We start from the raw sequence: 17,098 nt of genomic DNA on the forward strand, positions 1-17,098 counted from the left end.
GCCCCTAAGACTCCTAACTATTAAAACTCCGCGCTTTGTGGTGTACGGGGGAAAGGAATCACATCCCGAATATTCCCCATACCTGTCATAAACTGCACCAGTCTTTCAAACCCTAAACCGAAACCAGCATGAGGTACAGTACCATAACGACGTAAATCTAAATACCACCACAAATCTTCTGTTTTCATTCCCTGTGCTAAAACCCGTTTTTCTAACACATCTAATCTTTCTTCCCGTTGCGAACCTCCAATAATTTCACCTATTTTCGGTGCTAAAATATCCATCGCTCTCACGGTTTTTTCATCATTATTCAACCGCATATAAAAGGCTTTAATTTGCGCTGGATAATCTGTCACAATCACAGGTTTTTTAAACAATTGTTCCGCTAAATAACGCTCATGTTCTGACTGTAAATCCGCACCCCAACTTACAGGATATTCAAATTTTACATCCGCTTTTTCTAAAAGTTTGACTGCATCGGTATAAGTCAATCTTTCAAATTGATTGTTAATAATATTGTTAGCAGTTTCTAAAACAGTATTATCAATTCTTTGATTGAAAAATTCCATGTCTTCAGCACAGGTTTCCATCACATATTTAAAAATATGTTTTAAGAAATCTTCTGCTAAATTCATATCTCCTTCTAAATCACAAAATGCCATTTCTGGTTCTACCATCCAAAATTCGGCTAAGTGACGAGAAGTGTTAGAATTTTCCGCCCGGAATGTGGGACCAAAAGTATAGACGTTACTAAACGCCATTGCCATTATTTCTGCTTCTAATTGTCCACTTACTGTTAAATAAGTTGGTTTGCCAAAGAAGTCTTGACTATAATCAACTTCTTTATTTTCTGTGCGGGGAATATTTTTTAAATTCAAACTTGTAACACTAAATAATTCTCCTGCACCTTCACAATCACTGGCGGTTAAAATGGGAGTATGTACCCACATAAAACCCCGTTCTTGGAAAAATTGATGTATGGCATTTGCACAAGCATTTCTTACCCGAAATACTGATCCAAAGGAGTTAGTTCTACCTCTTAAATGGGCAATGCTTCTTAAAAACTCAAAGGAATGACGTTTCTTTTGCAGAGGATAAGTTTCGGGATCAGCATCTCCGTAAACTTTTACTGCATCTGCTTTTAGTTCTATTCTCTGTCCTTTTCCTTGAGATGCAACTAATATTCCTGCAACTTCGACAGAAGCACCTGTATTTATCTGTTTTAATATGGCTTCGTAGTTTGGTAATTCTTGATTGATAACTATTTGTAAGTTGGCTAAACATGAACCATCGTTAACTTCTAAAAAGGCAAATCCTTTTAATTCGCGTTTGGTTCTTACCCAACCTTGTACTGTTAAGGTTTCTTCTGGTTGACCACTTCTTAATATTTCGGCAATTCGATGTTTAATCATTTTTTACAGTTTGGATTTTTTTAACTATATATAACATTAATTTTAGTCAGGGAACAGGGAACAGGGAACAGGGAACAGGTAAGATATAAAGTCAAACGTCAAAGTTAAGAAACTTTTGCCTTTTGCCTCTTGCCTCTTGCCTTCTTTTTCAATCACCAATCACCAATCACCCAGCTAAAGATTTTAACACCCATCCTATAATAATTCCTAAACCACCAAAACGGACTGCTTGCCAAAAAGGCCGATTTAGGCTTTTCCAGGAAAATAATTGGCTTTCTAGGTTAATTTCTAGGGCTTCTAACTCTTTTTCCAGGCGTTTTAACTCGGCTTTGATTTCTGGTGTCTGATTTTTATTTTCTTTGAGATTTTTAATTTCTTGTTGCCATTGTGCCTTTTGCTGTTGATCCCGTTGCACTTGGGCATATCTTTCTTTTAAGAGTCGCAGTCCGGTTTCTAGTTCCTCTAGTTCCTGTTCAAAGTCGGGTTGCTGGTTTTCCTCTGGTTTGGTCATTGGTGATGGGTCATTGGTGATGGGTCATTGGTGATGGGTGATTGGCTATGATAATTACATCATAACTTTTACTCTTAACTCAGCACTTAGTCTTATGTATCAAACCAGTCAATTAAATGATGTTACTACTCTGGAACTTGCCCAAGCTTTGATGGAAAAATTGACTATTTCTCCTGATGACTGGCATCGTCTCAAGTCTAACCGCAATGCCCGCGCTAGTGAGCTTGTAGCGGCTGCTATGGTGTTTTTGGTCAAAAATGAGCCTCAAGAGGCTCAAGCTAGGTTAGAACAGGCTATAGGCTGGTTAGATAAGTCTATTTCTGCCCCTCCCTGTCCCACTCACGGTAAACATTGAGGGATTGGTGATTGGTGATTGGTGATTGGGAATAATATTACCAATTTACCAATTACCAATTACCCATTACCCATTACCAATTACCCATTTTCTATCTTCTTAAAGATAACAAACGCCGATTTTCTATTTGCTTGCAAAGTCTTAATTCTGTTCCTTTACGGTTCCATTGTACTTGATCAAAAATTAGATGCAGTAGAGACATTCCTCGACCATTTTCTGATTCATCTGGTGGTAAAAAGTCAGTGGGATCACTATCAGGATTACAACAGGGAGTAAAACCATTACCTTGATTGGAAATAATCCACCAATATTGATTATCTATCAAGGAAAAACGAACTACTACTAGTTTACTGGGATCAAGATTATTGCCGTGTTTAGCTGCGTTTACTAGGGCTTCTTGAAGTCCTAAACGCAGTTCGGCGTGTAATTTTGTGGGAATATCTGCCAATAATAAATCTAATATTGGGCATAGATAAAGAGTGGAGGCAAAACTAATAGTACCCCAAGAGCGCCCAAGTGGACGAAGAGAAATGGTAATCACAAGAGAAACCCCGTAGCTTTTAGTTAGCTAGACATCAGTTCGCTATTACAGACACCCTGATAAAAATAAAGGTAGTCATGCTGTCTTTAAACTTGCGTCTGTAAAACTAAATTTATGAAATTGCTAGGGAGCATTGACTCTAAAATATGTGTGAATGTGTGAAAATTGCCTAATTAAAATTTGGCTGTAATTGTTTTGCTAATACAATTAACAACTTCTGTGTTGCTATTTATTACTTTGGGAAAGTATATAAATATTCAACTTTCTTTGTAGCCGCTTCATAATTTGCACAATTTATTTCACTTTTTCAAATCAGAGTCATGCAACTTTAATGGTTAAAAAAGAAGTTTCTATTTTTAGGTTAATTTTATTTTAGCATTATTAGTATGCACTGGACTACAAATTTTCCATTTAAGTTTTTGTAAACAATCGGTTAACATATAAGCCAAAGTTAATAGTTGCTTTTAGCATGGATATCGCTGGAGAAAGGCTGCTGTTTCTACGTGAGCGGTTTGGGGAAAAAAGTCGGCTGGCTGTACTCTTGTAAGATGGTATTGTCCATGTTCACACAATAATTTTAGGTCACGAGCCAAGGTGGCTACTTTACAACTGACGTAAATAATGCGCGAAGGTTTCAGGTTCAGTAAAGATTTGATGACATTAGCTTCACATCCTTTACGTGGCGGATCAAGTAAGACAATATCTGGTATAATTCCCAAATTTGGTAAATTTTTCTCCACTGCTCCTACTTGAAATGTAACATTATTAATTCCGTTTTGTTGGGCATTGAAAATTGCCTGTTCTACGGCTGCTGATTGCACTTCCAAGCCAATAACTTGGCGTGCTTGTTTTGCTAGGGGTAAAGTTAAAGTACCAATACCACAATAGGCATCTACTAAAACTTCATGACCTTGTAAATTTAATTCTGACTGAATGACTTGTAACAGTGCTTCAGCCGTTTCTGTATGAACTTGAAAAAATGTATCCGGGCGGATTTGAAATTCTAAACCAGCGAATTTTTCTCGCAGGTAAGGAATCCCTGCAATACAAGTTGTATCTTTTCCAAATATAGCATTTGTGCGATCGCTATTGCGATTTAAACAAACTCCTACTAACTGGGGATAACGCTGTAACCATTGCTGTGCTTGGGTTTCAATGTCTGGTAAATTTCTATCTTTGACTACTAAAGTTAGTAGCATTTCCCCTGTGCGGCGACCTATGCGTAAACTTAAATGGCGAATTTGTCCTTGGTGGCGGTTTTCGTCATAAATTGACCAACCCCGCTTTTGAATATCCTGCTTGACTTCAGCTAATAAAGGATTTAAACGGGAGTCTTGAACTGGACATTGATTTAAGTTAATGAGTTGATGGCTACCTTTTTGGTAATAACCGGCTTGAACTTGTCCGGTAGCTGAGATACGGACGGGATAGGTGGCTTTGTTGCGATAACCTAAAGATGATGATGTTGATAAGACGGGAGCTACTGGGGGGTTAACAAAACCGCCTATTCTTTCTAAAGCTTGAGTGACTTGATTATGCTTTGCTGTAAGCTGATAATCATAATTTATATGTTGCCACTGACAACCACCACATTTATCAGCAACAATACAACTAGGTCGGATACGTTGTGGAGAGGGTTGGAGGATTTGTTTGAGGGTAGCATGAGCATATTTGGGTTTAACGTGTGTAAGTCTGACTAAAGTGCGATCGCTCACTACTGTATCGGGAACAAAAACCACACGCTGATCAAAGCGCCCTACACCATCGCCAGTGTCGCTTAAATCAGAAATTTCCAGTTCTATTACTTCACCCTGTTGCCAAACTGTATTAGTCATTAGTTATTAGTTATTAGTTATTAGTCATTAGTCATTAGTTATTAGTTGGTGGAAATAGAGAATAGGCAAAAGTTACAAAATATTAATTTAATTTGCATAATTTACACCAATTACCAATTACCTATTACCAATTACCAATTACCAATATACCCTTCACTTCTGTACCGCGAACTGGTTAAACTAACAAATAATATAATTTCCGTGATTACATAATCATGACTGTAATTAGCCAAGTTATTCTCCAAGCTGACGACGAACTGCGTTACCCTAGCAGTGGCGAACTCAAAAGTATCAAAGAATTTTTGCAAACAGGCGCACAGCGGACTAGAATCGCTGCTACCCTGTCAGAAAACGAAAAAAAGATAGTTCAGGAAGCAACCAAAAAACTTTGGCAAAAGCGCCCTGACTTTATCGCTCCCGGTGGCAATGCTTACGGAGATAAGCAACGCGCTTTATGTATCCGTGACTTCGGCTGGTATCTGCGCTTAATTACCTATGGTGTGCTTGCAGGTGACAAAGAACCAATTGAAAAAATTGGGTTGATTGGTGTACGGGAAATGTACAATTCTCTGGGTGTTCCTGTACCGGGAATGGTAGAAGCTATCAACTGCCTTAAACAAGCATCCTTGGGCTTACTAAGTGGTGAAGATGCAGCAGCAGCAGAGCCTTACTTTGATTACATCATTCAAGCGATGTCCTAATCATAAGGTTTCTCTGCAACATTAGCGATCGCCATCACGGCTGACGCTTTGCGTAAAGCTACTGGTGATCTTGCTCATTTGATCACTCTTTCCCCACACTTGATAGTTGCTATGGCAAAATTATGGCAACATATTTGTCAAGTTATTATAAAGTTGTGGGGATATTTTATGTGCATCTACTGACACTCACCAAAAACAAAAAAGACCGACAGGAGGCTGTCGGACATTAGTTGTGTTCCCTATTAATGACTCGGCTAGAGTTCAGTTATAAGTAATTATCCCAAGATGCTCATTCTTAGAGGAGGATCTTCATCATGGATAATGGTGATTGTAATCATATTCATTGGTGATTTTAATCACTGAAGAATTGAAGAAAAAATGTATACCTTTGAGCAATTGATTGAAAGAGGACAATACATCATTTTGATGGCAGCAGCAACAGTCAATTGCATATATGGGTCAAATTTCTGTAAACACTAACACATTTTTGTAAAATGTATCTGAATCTTATTAAAGTAGTAGCAGCAACAATCTTATTAAGTGGAATTACTGCTTGTACTACACCTACCCAAAACCAAATTTCTGCGGACAATAGCCGCATTACCGAAAATAAACCCATTGTAGATAGTAATAAATCTGCACAAAATAGACCAAATAATAAAACAGCTACTATTTCTGTGGAAGGGGAAAAAACCAGCATTTCCTTAAAACTTTACCAGGAGAAAAATGTGTTCAGTACCTACTTTCCTGAAGAAGATTTTGTAGTTAAATCAGAAGATGCAAATCAAAGAAAAGCAGCGAAGTTTATTGTTAATTTTGGGGGTGTAAAAAATGAAGATGCTTATGTTAAATTTGTTTTTCCTGATGATTTAAAAACTTTAGAAGAAGTCAAAAATTTTATTAATAGTAAAGATGGGATAATTGCATCTAATGGTTGGAAAGTTGGCAGTCGTAGCGATACAGTAACCTATCCTTGGGCAAAAGAAAAGATTACTTTTAGTAAAGGTCAAGAGATTTTTGGTAATATTTATATTGGAGAAGAAAAGGGTAAAGTATTTTATGTAATTACCCATTATCCAGCAGAATATGGAGATGGTTTTGAACCAAGAGCAGATTTGATTTTAAGTAATTTGGAAATAGGTGGATAATGTCAAATAGTTTAACTGGCACCTTTTTATTTTTGTCGTAGTTTAAAAAATAGGAATTTTTCGCAGGGTGAAAACAGATACTATCTTCTATCAACTCTTTCAAACATTACCAAATATTCTTTTTGAATTGATTGGTAAACCAGCTACAGAAGCAGAAAATTATCAATTTACATCTGTAGAAATAAAAGAGTTAGCATTTCGGTTTGATGGGTTATTCATACCAAATTCAGATATACCTCAACAACCGATTTATTTTGTTGAGGTGCAATTTCAACCAAAAACGGATTTTTACTGGAAATTATTTGCGGAAATCTTTGTTTACCTCAATCAATATAAACCAAAAAATGATTTTCATGCAGTGGCAATTTTTGCTAAACGCAGTTTAGATCCTGGTGTACCTATCCAGTATCGAGGTTTGCTAATGAGTCAGCAAGTAACAATCATTTATTTAGATGAGTTAGAAGTCACAAATGATAACTCTGTAGGGTTGGGTATGGTACAGTTAGTAGTAGAGAAAGAAGAAACTGCAATTGATCACAGTCAACAGTTAATGGACAAATCTCGACAACAATTTACAGATGCAGCCCAAAGGCAAAAAGTCTTACAATTGTTAGAGACGATCTTAGTTTATAAATTCAATAATTTAACTCGTCAGGAGATAGAAGCAATGTTTACTTTTGAAGATTTAAAGCAAACAAGATATTTCCGAGATGTTGCGGAAGAAGAAAGAAAAAAAGGTAGGTTACAAGGTAGGTTAGAAGGTAGGTTAGAAACAGTACCTCTATTAATAGAGTTAGGTTTGACGGTGGAAGAAATAGCGACAAGGTTAGATGTAGATATTGAAGCAGTGAGGAAGGTTGCGGAAAAATCTGGGGATCAAAATTCTGTGGAGTAGGTTGAGAGAGAAATTAAAATTTACTGTTTAATATGATAGGCGATCGCTAATATTAAAAATGGCGATCGCTCTCCTAGCATACCCCACACCCAGACTAATTTCTACCGCATATTCATTTCTTCAGAAACAGCAAATTCCTACCGTTTTATTCTTCTGCATCAAATAAGAACGCAATGCACGGAATTTGTGAGTAAAGATGCCATCCTCAATAGCTTTACCAACTAAACTATCAGCAGATATACCTTCAGCTTGAGTCATTTCTAAAAGTGCTGCTTTTAGTTCTGGGTTAATGGTAATGGTTAAAGTATCTTGCATATTGGATCAGCGATCTACATAATTAATTATAAAGAAGTTAGGGTTCTCAGATACAATAATCATCTGTCCTCTTGGTGCATAACAAACCATGACCACCGAAAGTCCCTTTTCTCCCCAAGAAATCGCCTCAGAAGGCATTAAACCACAAGAATATACCGAAATTGTCCGCCGCTTAGGCCGTCACCCCAACAAAGCCGAACTAGGTATGTTTGGGGTAATGTGGTCAGAACATTGTTGTTATAAAAATTCCCGTCCCCTCCTCAAACAGTTTCCCACCACAGGACCCCGCATTCTTGTCGGACCCGGTGAAAATGCCGGTGTGGTAGACTTAGGCGATGGACTGCAACTAGCATTTAAAATAGAATCCCATAACCACCCCTCAGCAGTTGAACCATTCCAAGGTGCTGCTACAGGTGTAGGAGGTATATTAAGAGATATTTTTACAATGGGGGCGCGTCCAATTGCGTTATTAAATTCTCTGCGTTTTGGTAGTTTGGATGATCCCAAAACTCAAAGATTATTTAATGGCGTTGTAGCGGGTATTTCACATTATGGTAACTGTGTCGGTGTTCCCACGGTAGGCGGCGAGGTTTATTTTGATCCAGCTTATTCAGGAAATCCCTTGGTTAACGTCATGGCACTGGGATTAATGGAAACACCAGAAATAGTAAAATCCGGTGCTTCAGGAATTGGCAACCCTGTATTATATGTTGGCTCAACCACTGGTAGGGATGGTATGGGTGGTGCGAGTTTTGCCAGTGCAGAATTAACCGATGAATCAATGGATAACCGTCCTGCGGTGCAAGTGGGCGATCCATTTTTAGAGAAGTCTTTAATTGAAGCCTGTTTAGAGGCATTTAAAACCGGGGCAGTGGTAGCGGCTCAAGATATGGGTGCTGCGGGTATCACTTGTTCTACTTCGGAAATGGCAGCTAAAGGCGGCGTAGGTATTGAATTTGACCTTGATAAAGTTCCGGCACGTGAGTATGGAATGATACCTTATGAATATCTGCTTTCCGAATCTCAGGAAAGAATGCTGTTTGTCGCGGAAAAAGGTAGAGAACAGGAATTAATTGATATTTTCCACCGTTGGGGACTGCAAGCGGTGGTTGCAGGTACGGTAATTGCTGAACCGATGGTGAGAATTTTATTCAAGGGTGAAGTTGCTGCGGAAATTCCTGCGGATGCTTTGGCTGAAAATACGCCTTTGTATGAAAGAGAACTGTTAGCCGAACCGCCAGAATATGCAAAAGCAGCCTGGGCTTGGAGTGTAGATAGTTTGCCAAGTTGTGATATTACGGGAATTACAGTTAATGGTAAGTTACAAAGTTGGCAGGATGTTTTATTAACTTTGCTGGATACACCTACCATTGCTTCTAAAAGTTGGGTATATCGCCAATATGATCATCAGGTGCAGAATAATACTGTATTATTGCCTGGTGGGGCAGATGCGGCTGTAGTGCGCTTACGTCCTTTAGAAGCAAACCCCAATCTAAAATCCAAAATCCAAAATCTAAAATCTGGTGTAGCAGCTACAGTTGATTGTAATTCTCGCTATGTTTATTTAGATCCTTATGAGGGAGCTAAGGCGGTGGTAGCTGAAGCTGCAAGAAATCTAAGTTGTGTGGGTGCTGAACCTTTAGCGGTGACTGATAATCTGAATTTTGGCAGTCCTGAAAAACCTATCGGTTATTGGCAGTTAGCATCAGCTTGTAAAGGATTAAGTGAAGGATGTCAGGAGTTGGGAACACCTGTTACGGGTGGCAATGTTTCTTTGTATAATGAAACTTTTGACTCTCAGGGAAATACCCAGCCTATTTATCCGACTCCTGTAGTGGGAATGGTTGGTTTAATTGAGGATTTGGATAAAATTTGCGGACAGGGTTGGAAAAATCCAGGTGATGTAATTTACCTTTTAGGTTTACCAATTCAATCCAAAATCGTTCGACTGAGCGAAGTCGAAGTCCAAAATCTAAAATCTAAAATCGAATTAGGAGCTTCTGAATATTTAGCAACGATTCATAATACAATAGCTGGTAAACCGCCAAGGGTTAATTTTGATTTAGAACGGAAAGTACAAAGCGTGTGTCGTTATGGTATCCGTTCTGGATGGGTAAATTCTGCCCATGATACTGCTGAAGGTGGTTTAATTGTAGCTCTGGCGGAATGTTGTTTAAGTGGAAAGTTGGGAGCAGAATTAAATTTAGGTATTTCTGTAAACTCTGATTTTCGCTTTGATGAAGTGTTGTTTGGTGAAGGTGGTGCGAGAATTTTAGTCTCTGTGAGTGTGGAAAATCAGGAAATTTGGGAATCCTATTTACAGGAACATTTAGGAGAAAATTGGCAAAAATTAGGTATTGTTGCTAACTTGGAAACAGGGTTAACAGTGACTACTGCTGATAACCAAGAAGTTATTAAAGTTAGCATTGAGGATATGAGCAACGTTTACGATCAGGCGATCGCCCAACGTCTCGCTCTCTATGCCAATACATAAACCGCATCAATGTCAAGGATAAGCCATGAAAATTTACAATTCATCCCCCATCCTTGACCAATTTACGGTACTGTTTTAATGGATGGTTAAAGATTTATTAAGAGGCAGTAAGAAGGTGACAGGTGACAGGTGACAGGTGACAGTAGGAAGTTTACCAATTACCAATCACCAATTACCCATTACCAATTACCAATCACCAGTTACCAGGAGCAAAAACCGGCATGATTCCCCAACATTCTATCACTTCTGATCAATCCATAAATATTAGTGAAATTAGTGAAAACGCTTGTGATAAACCAGAAGAAGCGTGTGGTGTTTTTGGTATCTATGCACCAGAACAAGATGTAGCAAAAATGGCATACTTTGGATTATATGCCCTGCAACATCGGGGTCAAGAATCTGCTGGTATTGCTACCTTTAATGGACATTATGTACACCAGCATAAAGATATGGGGCTGGTTTCTCAAGTATTTAATGAAACTATTTTAGAAGAATTAGTCGGTAATATTGCAGTTGGCCATAACCGTTATTCTACTACTGGTTCTAGTCGCAAAGTTAACGCTCAACCCGCAGTTATCTCAACCCGTTTAGGTCATTTGGCTTTAGCACACAATGGTAATTTAGTCAATACCATACAATTGCGGGAAGAATTACTCAAGAGTAATGTTCATTTGCTGACAACCACCGATTCAGAAATGATTGCTTATGCGATCGCTGAAGAAGTCAATGCTGGTACAGACTGGTTAGAAGGTGCAATTCGTGCGCTTCACCGTTGTCAAGGTGCATTTAGTTTAGTCATTGGTACACCCGATGGTATCATGGCAGCGAGAGATCCTAACGGTATTCGTCCCCTAGTCATTGGGACTTTAGATAGTGATCCCGTGCGTTACGTTCTCGCTTCCGAAACCTGCGGTTTAGATATTATCGGTGCTGAATATCTGCGCGATGTCGAACCAGGAGAGTTAGTTTGGATCACAGAAAAAGGTTTAACATCACACCGATGGAATCAACAACCCCAGCGCAAGTTGTGTATCTTTGAAATGATCTACTTTGCTCGTCCTGATAGCGTCATGCACCATGAAACATTATATAGCTATCGGATGCGATTAGGACGGAGATTAGCGGAAGAATCACCCATAGAAGCAGATATAGTATTTGGTGTACCTGATTCTGGTATACCTGCGGCCATTGGTTTTTCCCAAGCATCAGGGGTAGCTTATGGTGAAGGTTTGATTAAAAATCGCTACGTCGGTAGAACATTTATTCAACCTACCCAAAGTATGCGCGAATCAGGGATTAAGATGAAATTGAACCCACTGAAAGATGTATTATATGGTAAGCGAGTGGTAATAATTGATGATTCTATCGTCCGGGGAACTACTAGCCGCAAACTCGTTAAAGCATTGCGTGAAGCAGGTGCATCGGAAGTACACATGAGAATATCTTCCCCACCTGTCACCCATCCTTGCTTTTATGGGATTGATACAGATACCCAAGATCAACTAATTGCCGCTAAAATGTCAGTAGCAGACATAGCCAAGAAATTAGAAGTTGATACCCTTGCTTATTTAAGCTGGGAAGGAATGTTAGAAACAACCAGGGAAGATACAAATAGTTTTTGTTCTGCTTGTTTTACAGGAGATTATCCTGTAGCTATTCCTGAACAGGTGAAGCGTTCTAAATTGATTTTGGAAAAAGCAACAGTTTAGAATATCAGACCCCCGACTTTTATAGATCAGTTAATTTTAGAAGTCGGGGATATAAATACATTTACAGAATTTCGATTTTGTCTGAATCAGGATAACCAGGATGAGAGGATTTACAGGATTATATTTAAAATTAATATTGAAAATTAATATTTAAAATTATTTGTAAATTAAAATTCTTTGGCTTTTTTCTCAGCTTCTAAACGATGAATTTCTGGAACTTCGGGTAAGGTGAGGGTAAATTTTATTTCTGTTGCAGCCATTTTTTTATTATTCCTCAATTTTGGGAAATATTTTTATATAATAATATCGCATTTCTATCATTTTGCCTGAATCAGACAAAAAACACTTGACAAAATCACCGCACTTGACATATATTAATATAATGGAAATCCGTGTCGCCCATATATAACGTCTTTTCAACTTATCCATTATGTGGTAAAGGTGGAATTTGAAACTCGTTAAACAAAAAAATATTATAGGATGAAGTTGCTAAAGCCTTAACTAACTTCTTATCTAGCGTTAACAAAGTAGCATTCTTATGTTTTGAAAGTGCAACATAAGAAGCATCGTAAGCAGAAATATTGTAATTTAAGGCGATATTAACTGCATCATCCATCAAGTTTGCTGTCGAAACAACTTGTAATTGTAAATTTTTCAGAGTAGCTAAATCTGCCTGTACCTCAGCAGAAGTATACATATTTGCACGTACATATTTCAAGAAAACATTTGTACATTCTATGTAAAATAAGTCTGGAACAAAAATTTCTGTTTCTGGATAAGCAAGGTGAGTAAACAGTTCAATAACTTTAGGACTGAGTGAATCTGCAATAAAATATTTAATGCACACACTGGTATCTAATACACATTTCAAAGTAGTAGTCATCTGTCTCTATCTTCTCTAATCATTTCTGTACTATCTGGTAGTCCAAAATCCGCAGGGTTTAAGCGCCGACGATTGCGACTTTCCTCTATGACTTTTAGCACATTTTCACGGCGTTGAGCTTCTATTTGTTGTTTTTTTATCTGTAAAGCGTTCTGTAATAGTGCCACAACTTGAGATTCTACGGAATCGTTTTCAGATTCAGCTAATTTTTGCAGTTCTTTGTATAAATTATCAGGTAGAGTGATAACATTAAGATTATTCATGGGTGAAACTCTCAAAGACTTTTATAGAGATTTCAATTATTATGATCATAACATAAATTGTCAGAATCAGGATTTTCAGGATTTGAAGATTAACAGGATTTTTATTTGATAATTTATCAGATTATTTAAAAATCATGGAAAAATTACATCTTTTAAAAATTATCTACATCATTATTTATAGAACATCTAAAAAATCCTCACATCCTCAAAATCAAACTTTCAATCACATCCTGAAAATCCTTAAATCCTGGATATCCTGATTCTGACAAATAAGATTTTATTTCGCGCAAAGTCGCTAAGAAGCAAAGACGCTAAGAAGAAAAGGAGGATGTTTTTTGTTTCATCCCTTCTCAGGTTTTTACTGAAAATTAAATCCTGAAAATCCTTAATAAAAAGTACAGCGCAATATCTGTCACCCAAAATCATTTTACTGCCACAACGTTGACAGAAAATAGTCCCTGATGGGTTTTGCTGTAGACAGTCGGAGTTGAGACACTGACTCATAGATGCAGGTGGGTAATTAGGGTTTGCTGAAAAAGTTATCTGTGAAGGACCAGTGACAGGTGACAGGTGACAGTTTCAAGAGTTGGATAGGAACGATTTTTTCTTTAAGTAGGAATTAAGTGCAAGGTTTTTCAGTTGCCACCTCATAAAAGCTTGCACTTTTTGAAAGTCAAAATACCTAAAACCCTTTACCTGTAAAGTTTTCAGATTTATTCAGCAAACCCTAATTATAGCAGTAATTATAACTACATTTTATCTGATCTGCAATTTAGACAATCAAAGTCTTTCTTATTACTCTCACCTGTCACCTACTATTTGAACTCCGTACAAAAAAGCGTTACCCTAAGCACAGGACATAATTCCAAAATCAAAAACCCAAAATCAAAAATCAAAAATCAAATGACTTCTACAACTCAAATCCAAGCATTAGACGTACCTACAGCTATATTACAACGTCGTTCTATCAAAACCTTTAAACCAGATCCCATTTCCCCAGAAATGCTTAAACAACTGGTAGAACTAACTGTAGCTGCACCCAGTAGTTTTAACACCCAATCTTGGAGAATAGTTTTAGTTAAAGATGAAACCCAAAAAGCTGCATTATGTGAAGCATCTTGGAATCAAAAACAAATCATTCAAGCACCTGTAACCTTTGTATTTGCTGCTGATGCAACTGCTGGAGAACAAGATTTAACACCCATTTTAGAACAGGGATTAAAAACCGGTGCTTGGAATGAGGGAACAGTTAATTATTTTAGAAATGCTATTCCCCAATTTCAAGAAGCTTTAGGAGATAAGCGTCGGGAATATGCTATTAAAGATGCCATGATAGCTGCTACAAATTTAGTATTAGCAGCAGAAAGTTTGGGTTTATCTACCTGTTTTATGAATGGTTGGATTGAAGATAAAGTTAAAGCCGTGATTGGTGCAGAGAATAACCCAGATATAGGTATTGCAGTGGTTGTACCTGTGGGTTATGCAGCCGAACCCCGTTTAAATCCTGGTCGTCTACCGTTATCTGCTAATGTATTTGTGGATAAAATAGACAACCCATATCAAGGTTAATTAGACATCTCTAATTAGACATTTCAAAAAGTAGGGACAATTCATGAATTGTCCTTACTCAATTATGTTGTAAAAACTCAATCTTAGGCAATAAAGGATCATTAACTACTCCCACACCAGCAAAACCCCAACGTTTTAATAAACTTCCTATTTGTGTACCAGGAATAGACTCTACAGCTAAACGATTTGCTAAATCAGCAGCATGAGCATTTAAATAACTGAGTGCTTCAAAATCTTCTTTGAATAATAATAAATATCCTGATCTATCATCATCAACTTTTGCAGTGAGATATTTACCATCTGTTTTTGACCGAATAATATAATAAACCTGAGAAAGCATAATATTGGTGATTGGTGATTGGGTAGAATTAACTAATGACTCCTGACTTCTGTACGGGCGAAGCATTCGGGCGATCAATTATCAATTTTATGAAAAGCCTATTTTCCGAATGTTTCGCCCCTACGACTCCTGACTCCTGACTAATTCAAATCCTCTAATTTAATTCTTGGATCAGCAGCTTTTAACATTAAATCAGCAATTAAATTTCCTAGAATTAATAAAACCGCACTCATCACTAAACTAGCCATGACTAAATATTCATCTTTTGCCAAAACAGCTTGTAAAGTTAATTTACCCAAACCAGGCCAGTTAAAGAAGTTTTCTGTAATAAATGCACCACTTAATAAACTTGCTAATTCAAATCCTAACAAAGTAATTAAAGGGTTAATAGCATTCCGCAAAGCATGAACATAAATAACACGGTTTTCTGGTAATCCTTTAGCACGAGCAGTTTGAATATAATCTTGCCGCAAAACATCCAATAATTGACCACGCATGATTCTTTGTAAACCAGCAAAACTGGTAATACTTAACGCAATCAAAGGTAAAATCATGTGCCAACCGATATCTAAGATTTTTCCGAACCATGTCAGTTCACCATGATCAATGCTAGTCATGTTACCCACAGGAAACAATGGGGTAGTGACTTGAGCAAAGAATAATAAAAATAAAGCAGTGATAAAACTAGGAACACCCTGTCCAGCGTAACTTAAAACCTGTAAAATTTTGTCCGTGGGGCGATTTTGTTTAACCGCAGCGAGGATACCCAGAGGAATAGCGATCGCCCAAGTTGTAAATAAAGAAGCGATCGCTAACAACAAAGTCGCTGGTACTCTCTCCCACAACAAAGACGACACAGAACGCTGATAAACAAAACTTGTCCCAAAATCACCCTGAGTAACAATTTGTCTCAACCATAGCCAAAATTGCTCAGACCAAGACTTATCCAAACCAAACTGTTGTTTAATTTCTTCAATCCGTTCTGGTGAAATCTTAGAATTGTGTATCAATGTAAGTAAAAAAGTACCTGGTGACAATTTCATCACAAAAAACGACAACGCAGAAGCTAGAAAAATAGTTAACAAAGCCTGTAGCAGTCGTTTTATGACATAAATAAAAGTTTCATCTGTGATTAGCTTAATCAGCCAATCTCGACCAGTTTCTAAAGCAATTTTTGTATTAGTCATTAGTTGTTAGTTGTTAGTTGTTAGTCATTAGTTATTAGTTATTAGTCATTAGTCATTATTTTATTTATCCTCCTAATCACCAATCACCAATCACCTAATATTCCACCAAAGAAATAATTGGTACATCCGGTAAATACTTGCGTCCTTGCAAATCCCGTAGCTCGATGATAAACCCAAAACCCACAAGTTCACAGCCAATCTTCTGTACCAACGTAGCTGTTGCACTTGCAGTTCCACCTGTAGCAATTAAATCATCTACAATCAACACCCTACTACCTGGATGTAAAGCATCCTGATGTACCTCCAAGCAATCTGTACCATACTCTAGTTCATAATCAATTCTGTGAACTGCTGCGGGTAACTTGCCTTTTTTGCGAACCGGAATAAAACCAGATCCCAATTTATAAGCCAGAGGTGCGCCAAAAATGAAACCCCTTGATTCCATACCCACAATGCAATCAACTGGGATTTCAAGTTCAATACATTTTTGTGCTAAAAAGTCAATAGTGTAGCGCAAACCTTCTGGATTACGCAGTAGAGTGGTAATATCCCGAAATACAATTCCAGGCTTAGGAAAATCTGGTATGTCACGAATCAGAGATTTTAAATCCATAGTATTCAGTAGTAACAGGGAATAGAAAATAGGGAATAGTAAGAATTTAGTTTTTACCCAGTCACCAGTCACCAGTCACCAATCACCAGTCACCAGTCACCAATTCCCTGAAAAATCGTACACTATTATGTCATCTCCTGAAGGTTATTGCTGTATGTTTCGTCAATCATTGACAATAACTAAGAATTTAACCCAAGCTAGAGATGTATTTGTACCGTTAAACTAGGTAGGTTAGTAAACTGATGCTTTAAAAGTTTCATTAGAATATACGGTAATCTTGGTATAACAAGAGTAAGTATTGTATATATTAAGATGCTTATCCATAAG

The 17,098-nt window shown here is 37.5% G+C and carries 18 protein-coding genes; 7 read left to right on the forward strand and 11 right to left on the reverse strand.

The features are described 5' to 3' along the window. Positions 1 to 20: 20 nt before the first annotated feature. Positions 21 to 1,412 (reverse strand): asparagine--tRNA ligase, encoded by a 1,392-nt coding sequence (asnS, locus tag K2F26_RS06570; RefSeq protein ID WP_220610831.1) that lies wholly within the window; start codon positions 1,410 to 1,412, stop codon positions 21 to 23. A 166-nt stretch (positions 1,413 to 1,578) separates the two neighbouring features. Then, positions 1,579 to 1,923, reverse strand: a complete 345-nt coding sequence (locus K2F26_RS06575; RefSeq protein ID WP_220610832.1) for a sll0565 family protein — start codon at positions 1,921 to 1,923, stop codon at positions 1,579 to 1,581. A gap of 94 nt (positions 1,924 to 2,017) precedes the next feature. Between K2F26_RS06575 and K2F26_RS06580 the strand changes: the two genes are divergently transcribed. Then, on the forward strand, positions 2,018 to 2,278 hold the full coding sequence (locus tag K2F26_RS06580; RefSeq protein ID WP_137667430.1) for a DUF6439 family protein: 261 nt from the start codon (positions 2,018 to 2,020) through the stop codon (positions 2,276 to 2,278). A 91-nt stretch (positions 2,279 to 2,369) separates the two neighbouring features. Here the strand turns inward: K2F26_RS06580 and K2F26_RS06585 are convergent, their stop codons facing one another. Further along, complete coding sequence (locus K2F26_RS06585; RefSeq protein ID WP_220610833.1) at positions 2,370 to 2,819, reverse strand: ATP-binding protein; 450 nt, start codon at positions 2,817 to 2,819, stop codon at positions 2,370 to 2,372. Between the two features lie 464 nt (positions 2,820 to 3,283). Then, the gene (rlmD, locus tag K2F26_RS06590) at positions 3,284 to 4,654 is read right to left on the reverse strand and encodes a 23S rRNA (uracil(1939)-C(5))-methyltransferase RlmD (RefSeq protein ID WP_220610834.1); all 1,371 of its coding nucleotides are present in this window, start codon (positions 4,652 to 4,654) and stop codon (positions 3,284 to 3,286) included. A gap of 215 nt (positions 4,655 to 4,869) precedes the next feature. Here rlmD and K2F26_RS06595 point away from each other — a divergent pair, with 215 nt between their 5' ends. The 3 genes from K2F26_RS06595 to K2F26_RS06605 all read left to right on the forward strand — a co-directional run bounded on the left by K2F26_RS06595 (position 4,870) and on the right by K2F26_RS06605 (position 7,398). Then, positions 4,870 to 5,355 carry an allophycocyanin subunit alpha-B gene (locus K2F26_RS06595; protein ID WP_096567504.1) on the forward strand — a complete coding sequence of 162 codons (486 nt, stop codon included), beginning with the start codon at positions 4,870 to 4,872 and terminating at the stop codon, positions 5,353 to 5,355. 494 nt (positions 5,356 to 5,849) lie between these two features. Next, on the forward strand, positions 5,850 to 6,503 hold the full coding sequence (locus K2F26_RS06600; RefSeq protein ID WP_246605539.1) for a hypothetical protein: 654 nt from the start codon (positions 5,850 to 5,852) through the stop codon (positions 6,501 to 6,503). A gap of 67 nt (positions 6,504 to 6,570) precedes the next feature. Beyond that, complete coding sequence (locus tag K2F26_RS06605; protein ID WP_220610835.1) at positions 6,571 to 7,398, forward strand: Rpn family recombination-promoting nuclease/putative transposase; 828 nt, start codon at positions 6,571 to 6,573, stop codon at positions 7,396 to 7,398. A 120-nt stretch (positions 7,399 to 7,518) separates the two neighbouring features. Here the strand turns inward: K2F26_RS06605 and K2F26_RS06610 are convergent, their stop codons facing one another. Further along, complete coding sequence (locus K2F26_RS06610) at positions 7,519 to 7,713, reverse strand: hypothetical protein (protein ID WP_194056412.1); 195 nt, start codon at positions 7,711 to 7,713, stop codon at positions 7,519 to 7,521. A gap of 88 nt (positions 7,714 to 7,801) precedes the next feature. Between K2F26_RS06610 and purL the strand changes: the two genes are divergently transcribed. After that, positions 7,802 to 10,207, forward strand: coding sequence for a phosphoribosylformylglycinamidine synthase subunit PurL (gene purL / locus K2F26_RS06615; protein WP_220610836.1), 2,406 nt, complete (start codon positions 7,802 to 7,804; stop codon positions 10,205 to 10,207). Between the two features lie 221 nt (positions 10,208 to 10,428). Next, entirely contained in the window at positions 10,429 to 11,916 is a 1,488-nt protein-coding gene (purF, locus tag K2F26_RS06620; protein ID WP_220610837.1) for an amidophosphoribosyltransferase, read from the forward strand. A 421-nt stretch (positions 11,917 to 12,337) separates the two neighbouring features. Here purF and K2F26_RS06625 read toward each other — a convergent pair whose 3' ends face one another. The 3 genes from K2F26_RS06625 to K2F26_RS25295 form a co-directional block, all read right to left on the reverse strand. Continuing rightward, complete coding sequence (locus K2F26_RS06625) at positions 12,338 to 12,799, reverse strand: type II toxin-antitoxin system VapC family toxin (RefSeq protein ID WP_220610838.1); 462 nt, start codon at positions 12,797 to 12,799, stop codon at positions 12,338 to 12,340. Next, positions 12,796 to 13,062, reverse strand: a complete 267-nt coding sequence (locus K2F26_RS06630; RefSeq protein WP_220610839.1) for a ribbon-helix-helix domain-containing protein — start codon at positions 13,060 to 13,062, stop codon at positions 12,796 to 12,798. Before K2F26_RS06630 ends, K2F26_RS06625 begins: the two co-directional genes overlap by 4 nt. 240 nt (positions 13,063 to 13,302) lie before the next feature. Further along, positions 13,303 to 13,566 (reverse strand): 4-Cys prefix domain-containing protein, encoded by a 264-nt coding sequence (locus tag K2F26_RS25295; protein ID WP_367890326.1) that lies wholly within the window; start codon positions 13,564 to 13,566, stop codon positions 13,303 to 13,305. A gap of 399 nt (positions 13,567 to 13,965) precedes the next feature. Between K2F26_RS25295 and K2F26_RS06635 the strand changes: the two genes are divergently transcribed. Continuing rightward, positions 13,966 to 14,631, forward strand: coding sequence for a nitroreductase family protein (locus K2F26_RS06635; RefSeq protein ID WP_220610840.1), 666 nt, complete (start codon positions 13,966 to 13,968; stop codon positions 14,629 to 14,631). Positions 14,632 to 14,689: 58 nt separating this feature from the next. Here the strand turns inward: K2F26_RS06635 and K2F26_RS06640 are convergent, their stop codons facing one another. The 3 genes from K2F26_RS06640 to K2F26_RS06650 form a co-directional block, all read right to left on the reverse strand. Next, positions 14,690 to 14,971 carry a tyrosyl-DNA phosphodiesterase 1 gene (locus K2F26_RS06640; protein WP_220610841.1) on the reverse strand — a complete coding sequence of 94 codons (282 nt, stop codon included), beginning with the start codon at positions 14,969 to 14,971 and terminating at the stop codon, positions 14,690 to 14,692. A 140-nt stretch (positions 14,972 to 15,111) separates the two neighbouring features. Beyond that, entirely contained in the window at positions 15,112 to 16,158 is a 1,047-nt protein-coding gene (locus K2F26_RS06645; RefSeq protein WP_220610842.1) for an ABC transporter permease, read from the reverse strand. Positions 16,159 to 16,252: 94 nt separating this feature from the next. Next, complete coding sequence (locus K2F26_RS06650; RefSeq protein WP_220610843.1) at positions 16,253 to 16,771, reverse strand: adenine phosphoribosyltransferase; 519 nt, start codon at positions 16,769 to 16,771, stop codon at positions 16,253 to 16,255. Positions 16,772 to 17,098 lie beyond the last annotated feature (327 nt).

The organism is Sphaerospermopsis torques-reginae ITEP-024, assembly GCF_019598945.1.
In the GTDB taxonomy this organism is placed as follows: domain Bacteria; phylum Cyanobacteriota; class Cyanobacteriia; order Cyanobacteriales; family Nostocaceae; genus Sphaerospermopsis.

Coding starts and splice junctions, on each gene's coding strand:
- asnS (WP_220610831.1), bottom strand. CDS start 1,412: ATGATTAAACATCGAATTGCCGAAATATTAAGAAGTGGTCAACCAGAA.
- K2F26_RS06575 (WP_220610832.1), bottom strand. CDS start 1,923: ATGACCAAACCAGAGGAAAACCAGCAACCCGACTTTGAACAGGAACTA.
- K2F26_RS06580 (WP_137667430.1), top strand. CDS start 2,018: ATGTATCAAACCAGTCAATTAAATGATGTTACTACTCTGGAACTTGCC.
- rlmD (WP_220610834.1), bottom strand. CDS start 4,654: ATGACTAATACAGTTTGGCAACAGGGTGAAGTAATAGAACTGGAAATT.
- K2F26_RS06595 (WP_096567504.1), top strand. CDS start 4,870: ATGACTGTAATTAGCCAAGTTATTCTCCAAGCTGACGACGAACTGCGT.
- K2F26_RS06600 (WP_246605539.1), top strand. CDS start 5,850: ATGTATCTGAATCTTATTAAAGTAGTAGCAGCAACAATCTTATTAAGT.
- K2F26_RS06610 (WP_194056412.1), bottom strand. CDS start 7,713: ATGCAAGATACTTTAACCATTACCATTAACCCAGAACTAAAAGCAGCA.
- purL (WP_220610836.1), top strand. CDS start 7,802: ATGACCACCGAAAGTCCCTTTTCTCCCCAAGAAATCGCCTCAGAAGGC.
- purF (WP_220610837.1), top strand. CDS start 10,429: ATGATTCCCCAACATTCTATCACTTCTGATCAATCCATAAATATTAGT.
- K2F26_RS06625 (WP_220610838.1), bottom strand. CDS start 12,799: ATGACTACTACTTTGAAATGTGTATTAGATACCAGTGTGTGCATTAAA.
- K2F26_RS06630 (WP_220610839.1), bottom strand. CDS start 13,062: ATGAATAATCTTAATGTTATCACTCTACCTGATAATTTATACAAAGAA.
- K2F26_RS25295 (WP_367890326.1), bottom strand. CDS start 13,566: ATGAGTCAGTGTCTCAACTCCGACTGTCTACAGCAAAACCCATCAGGG.
- K2F26_RS06635 (WP_220610840.1), top strand. CDS start 13,966: ATGACTTCTACAACTCAAATCCAAGCATTAGACGTACCTACAGCTATA.
- K2F26_RS06640 (WP_220610841.1), bottom strand. CDS start 14,971: ATGCTTTCTCAGGTTTATTATATTATTCGGTCAAAAACAGATGGTAAA.
- K2F26_RS06645 (WP_220610842.1), bottom strand. CDS start 16,158: ATGACTAATACAAAAATTGCTTTAGAAACTGGTCGAGATTGGCTGATT.
- K2F26_RS06650 (WP_220610843.1), bottom strand. CDS start 16,771: ATGGATTTAAAATCTCTGATTCGTGACATACCAGATTTTCCTAAGCCT.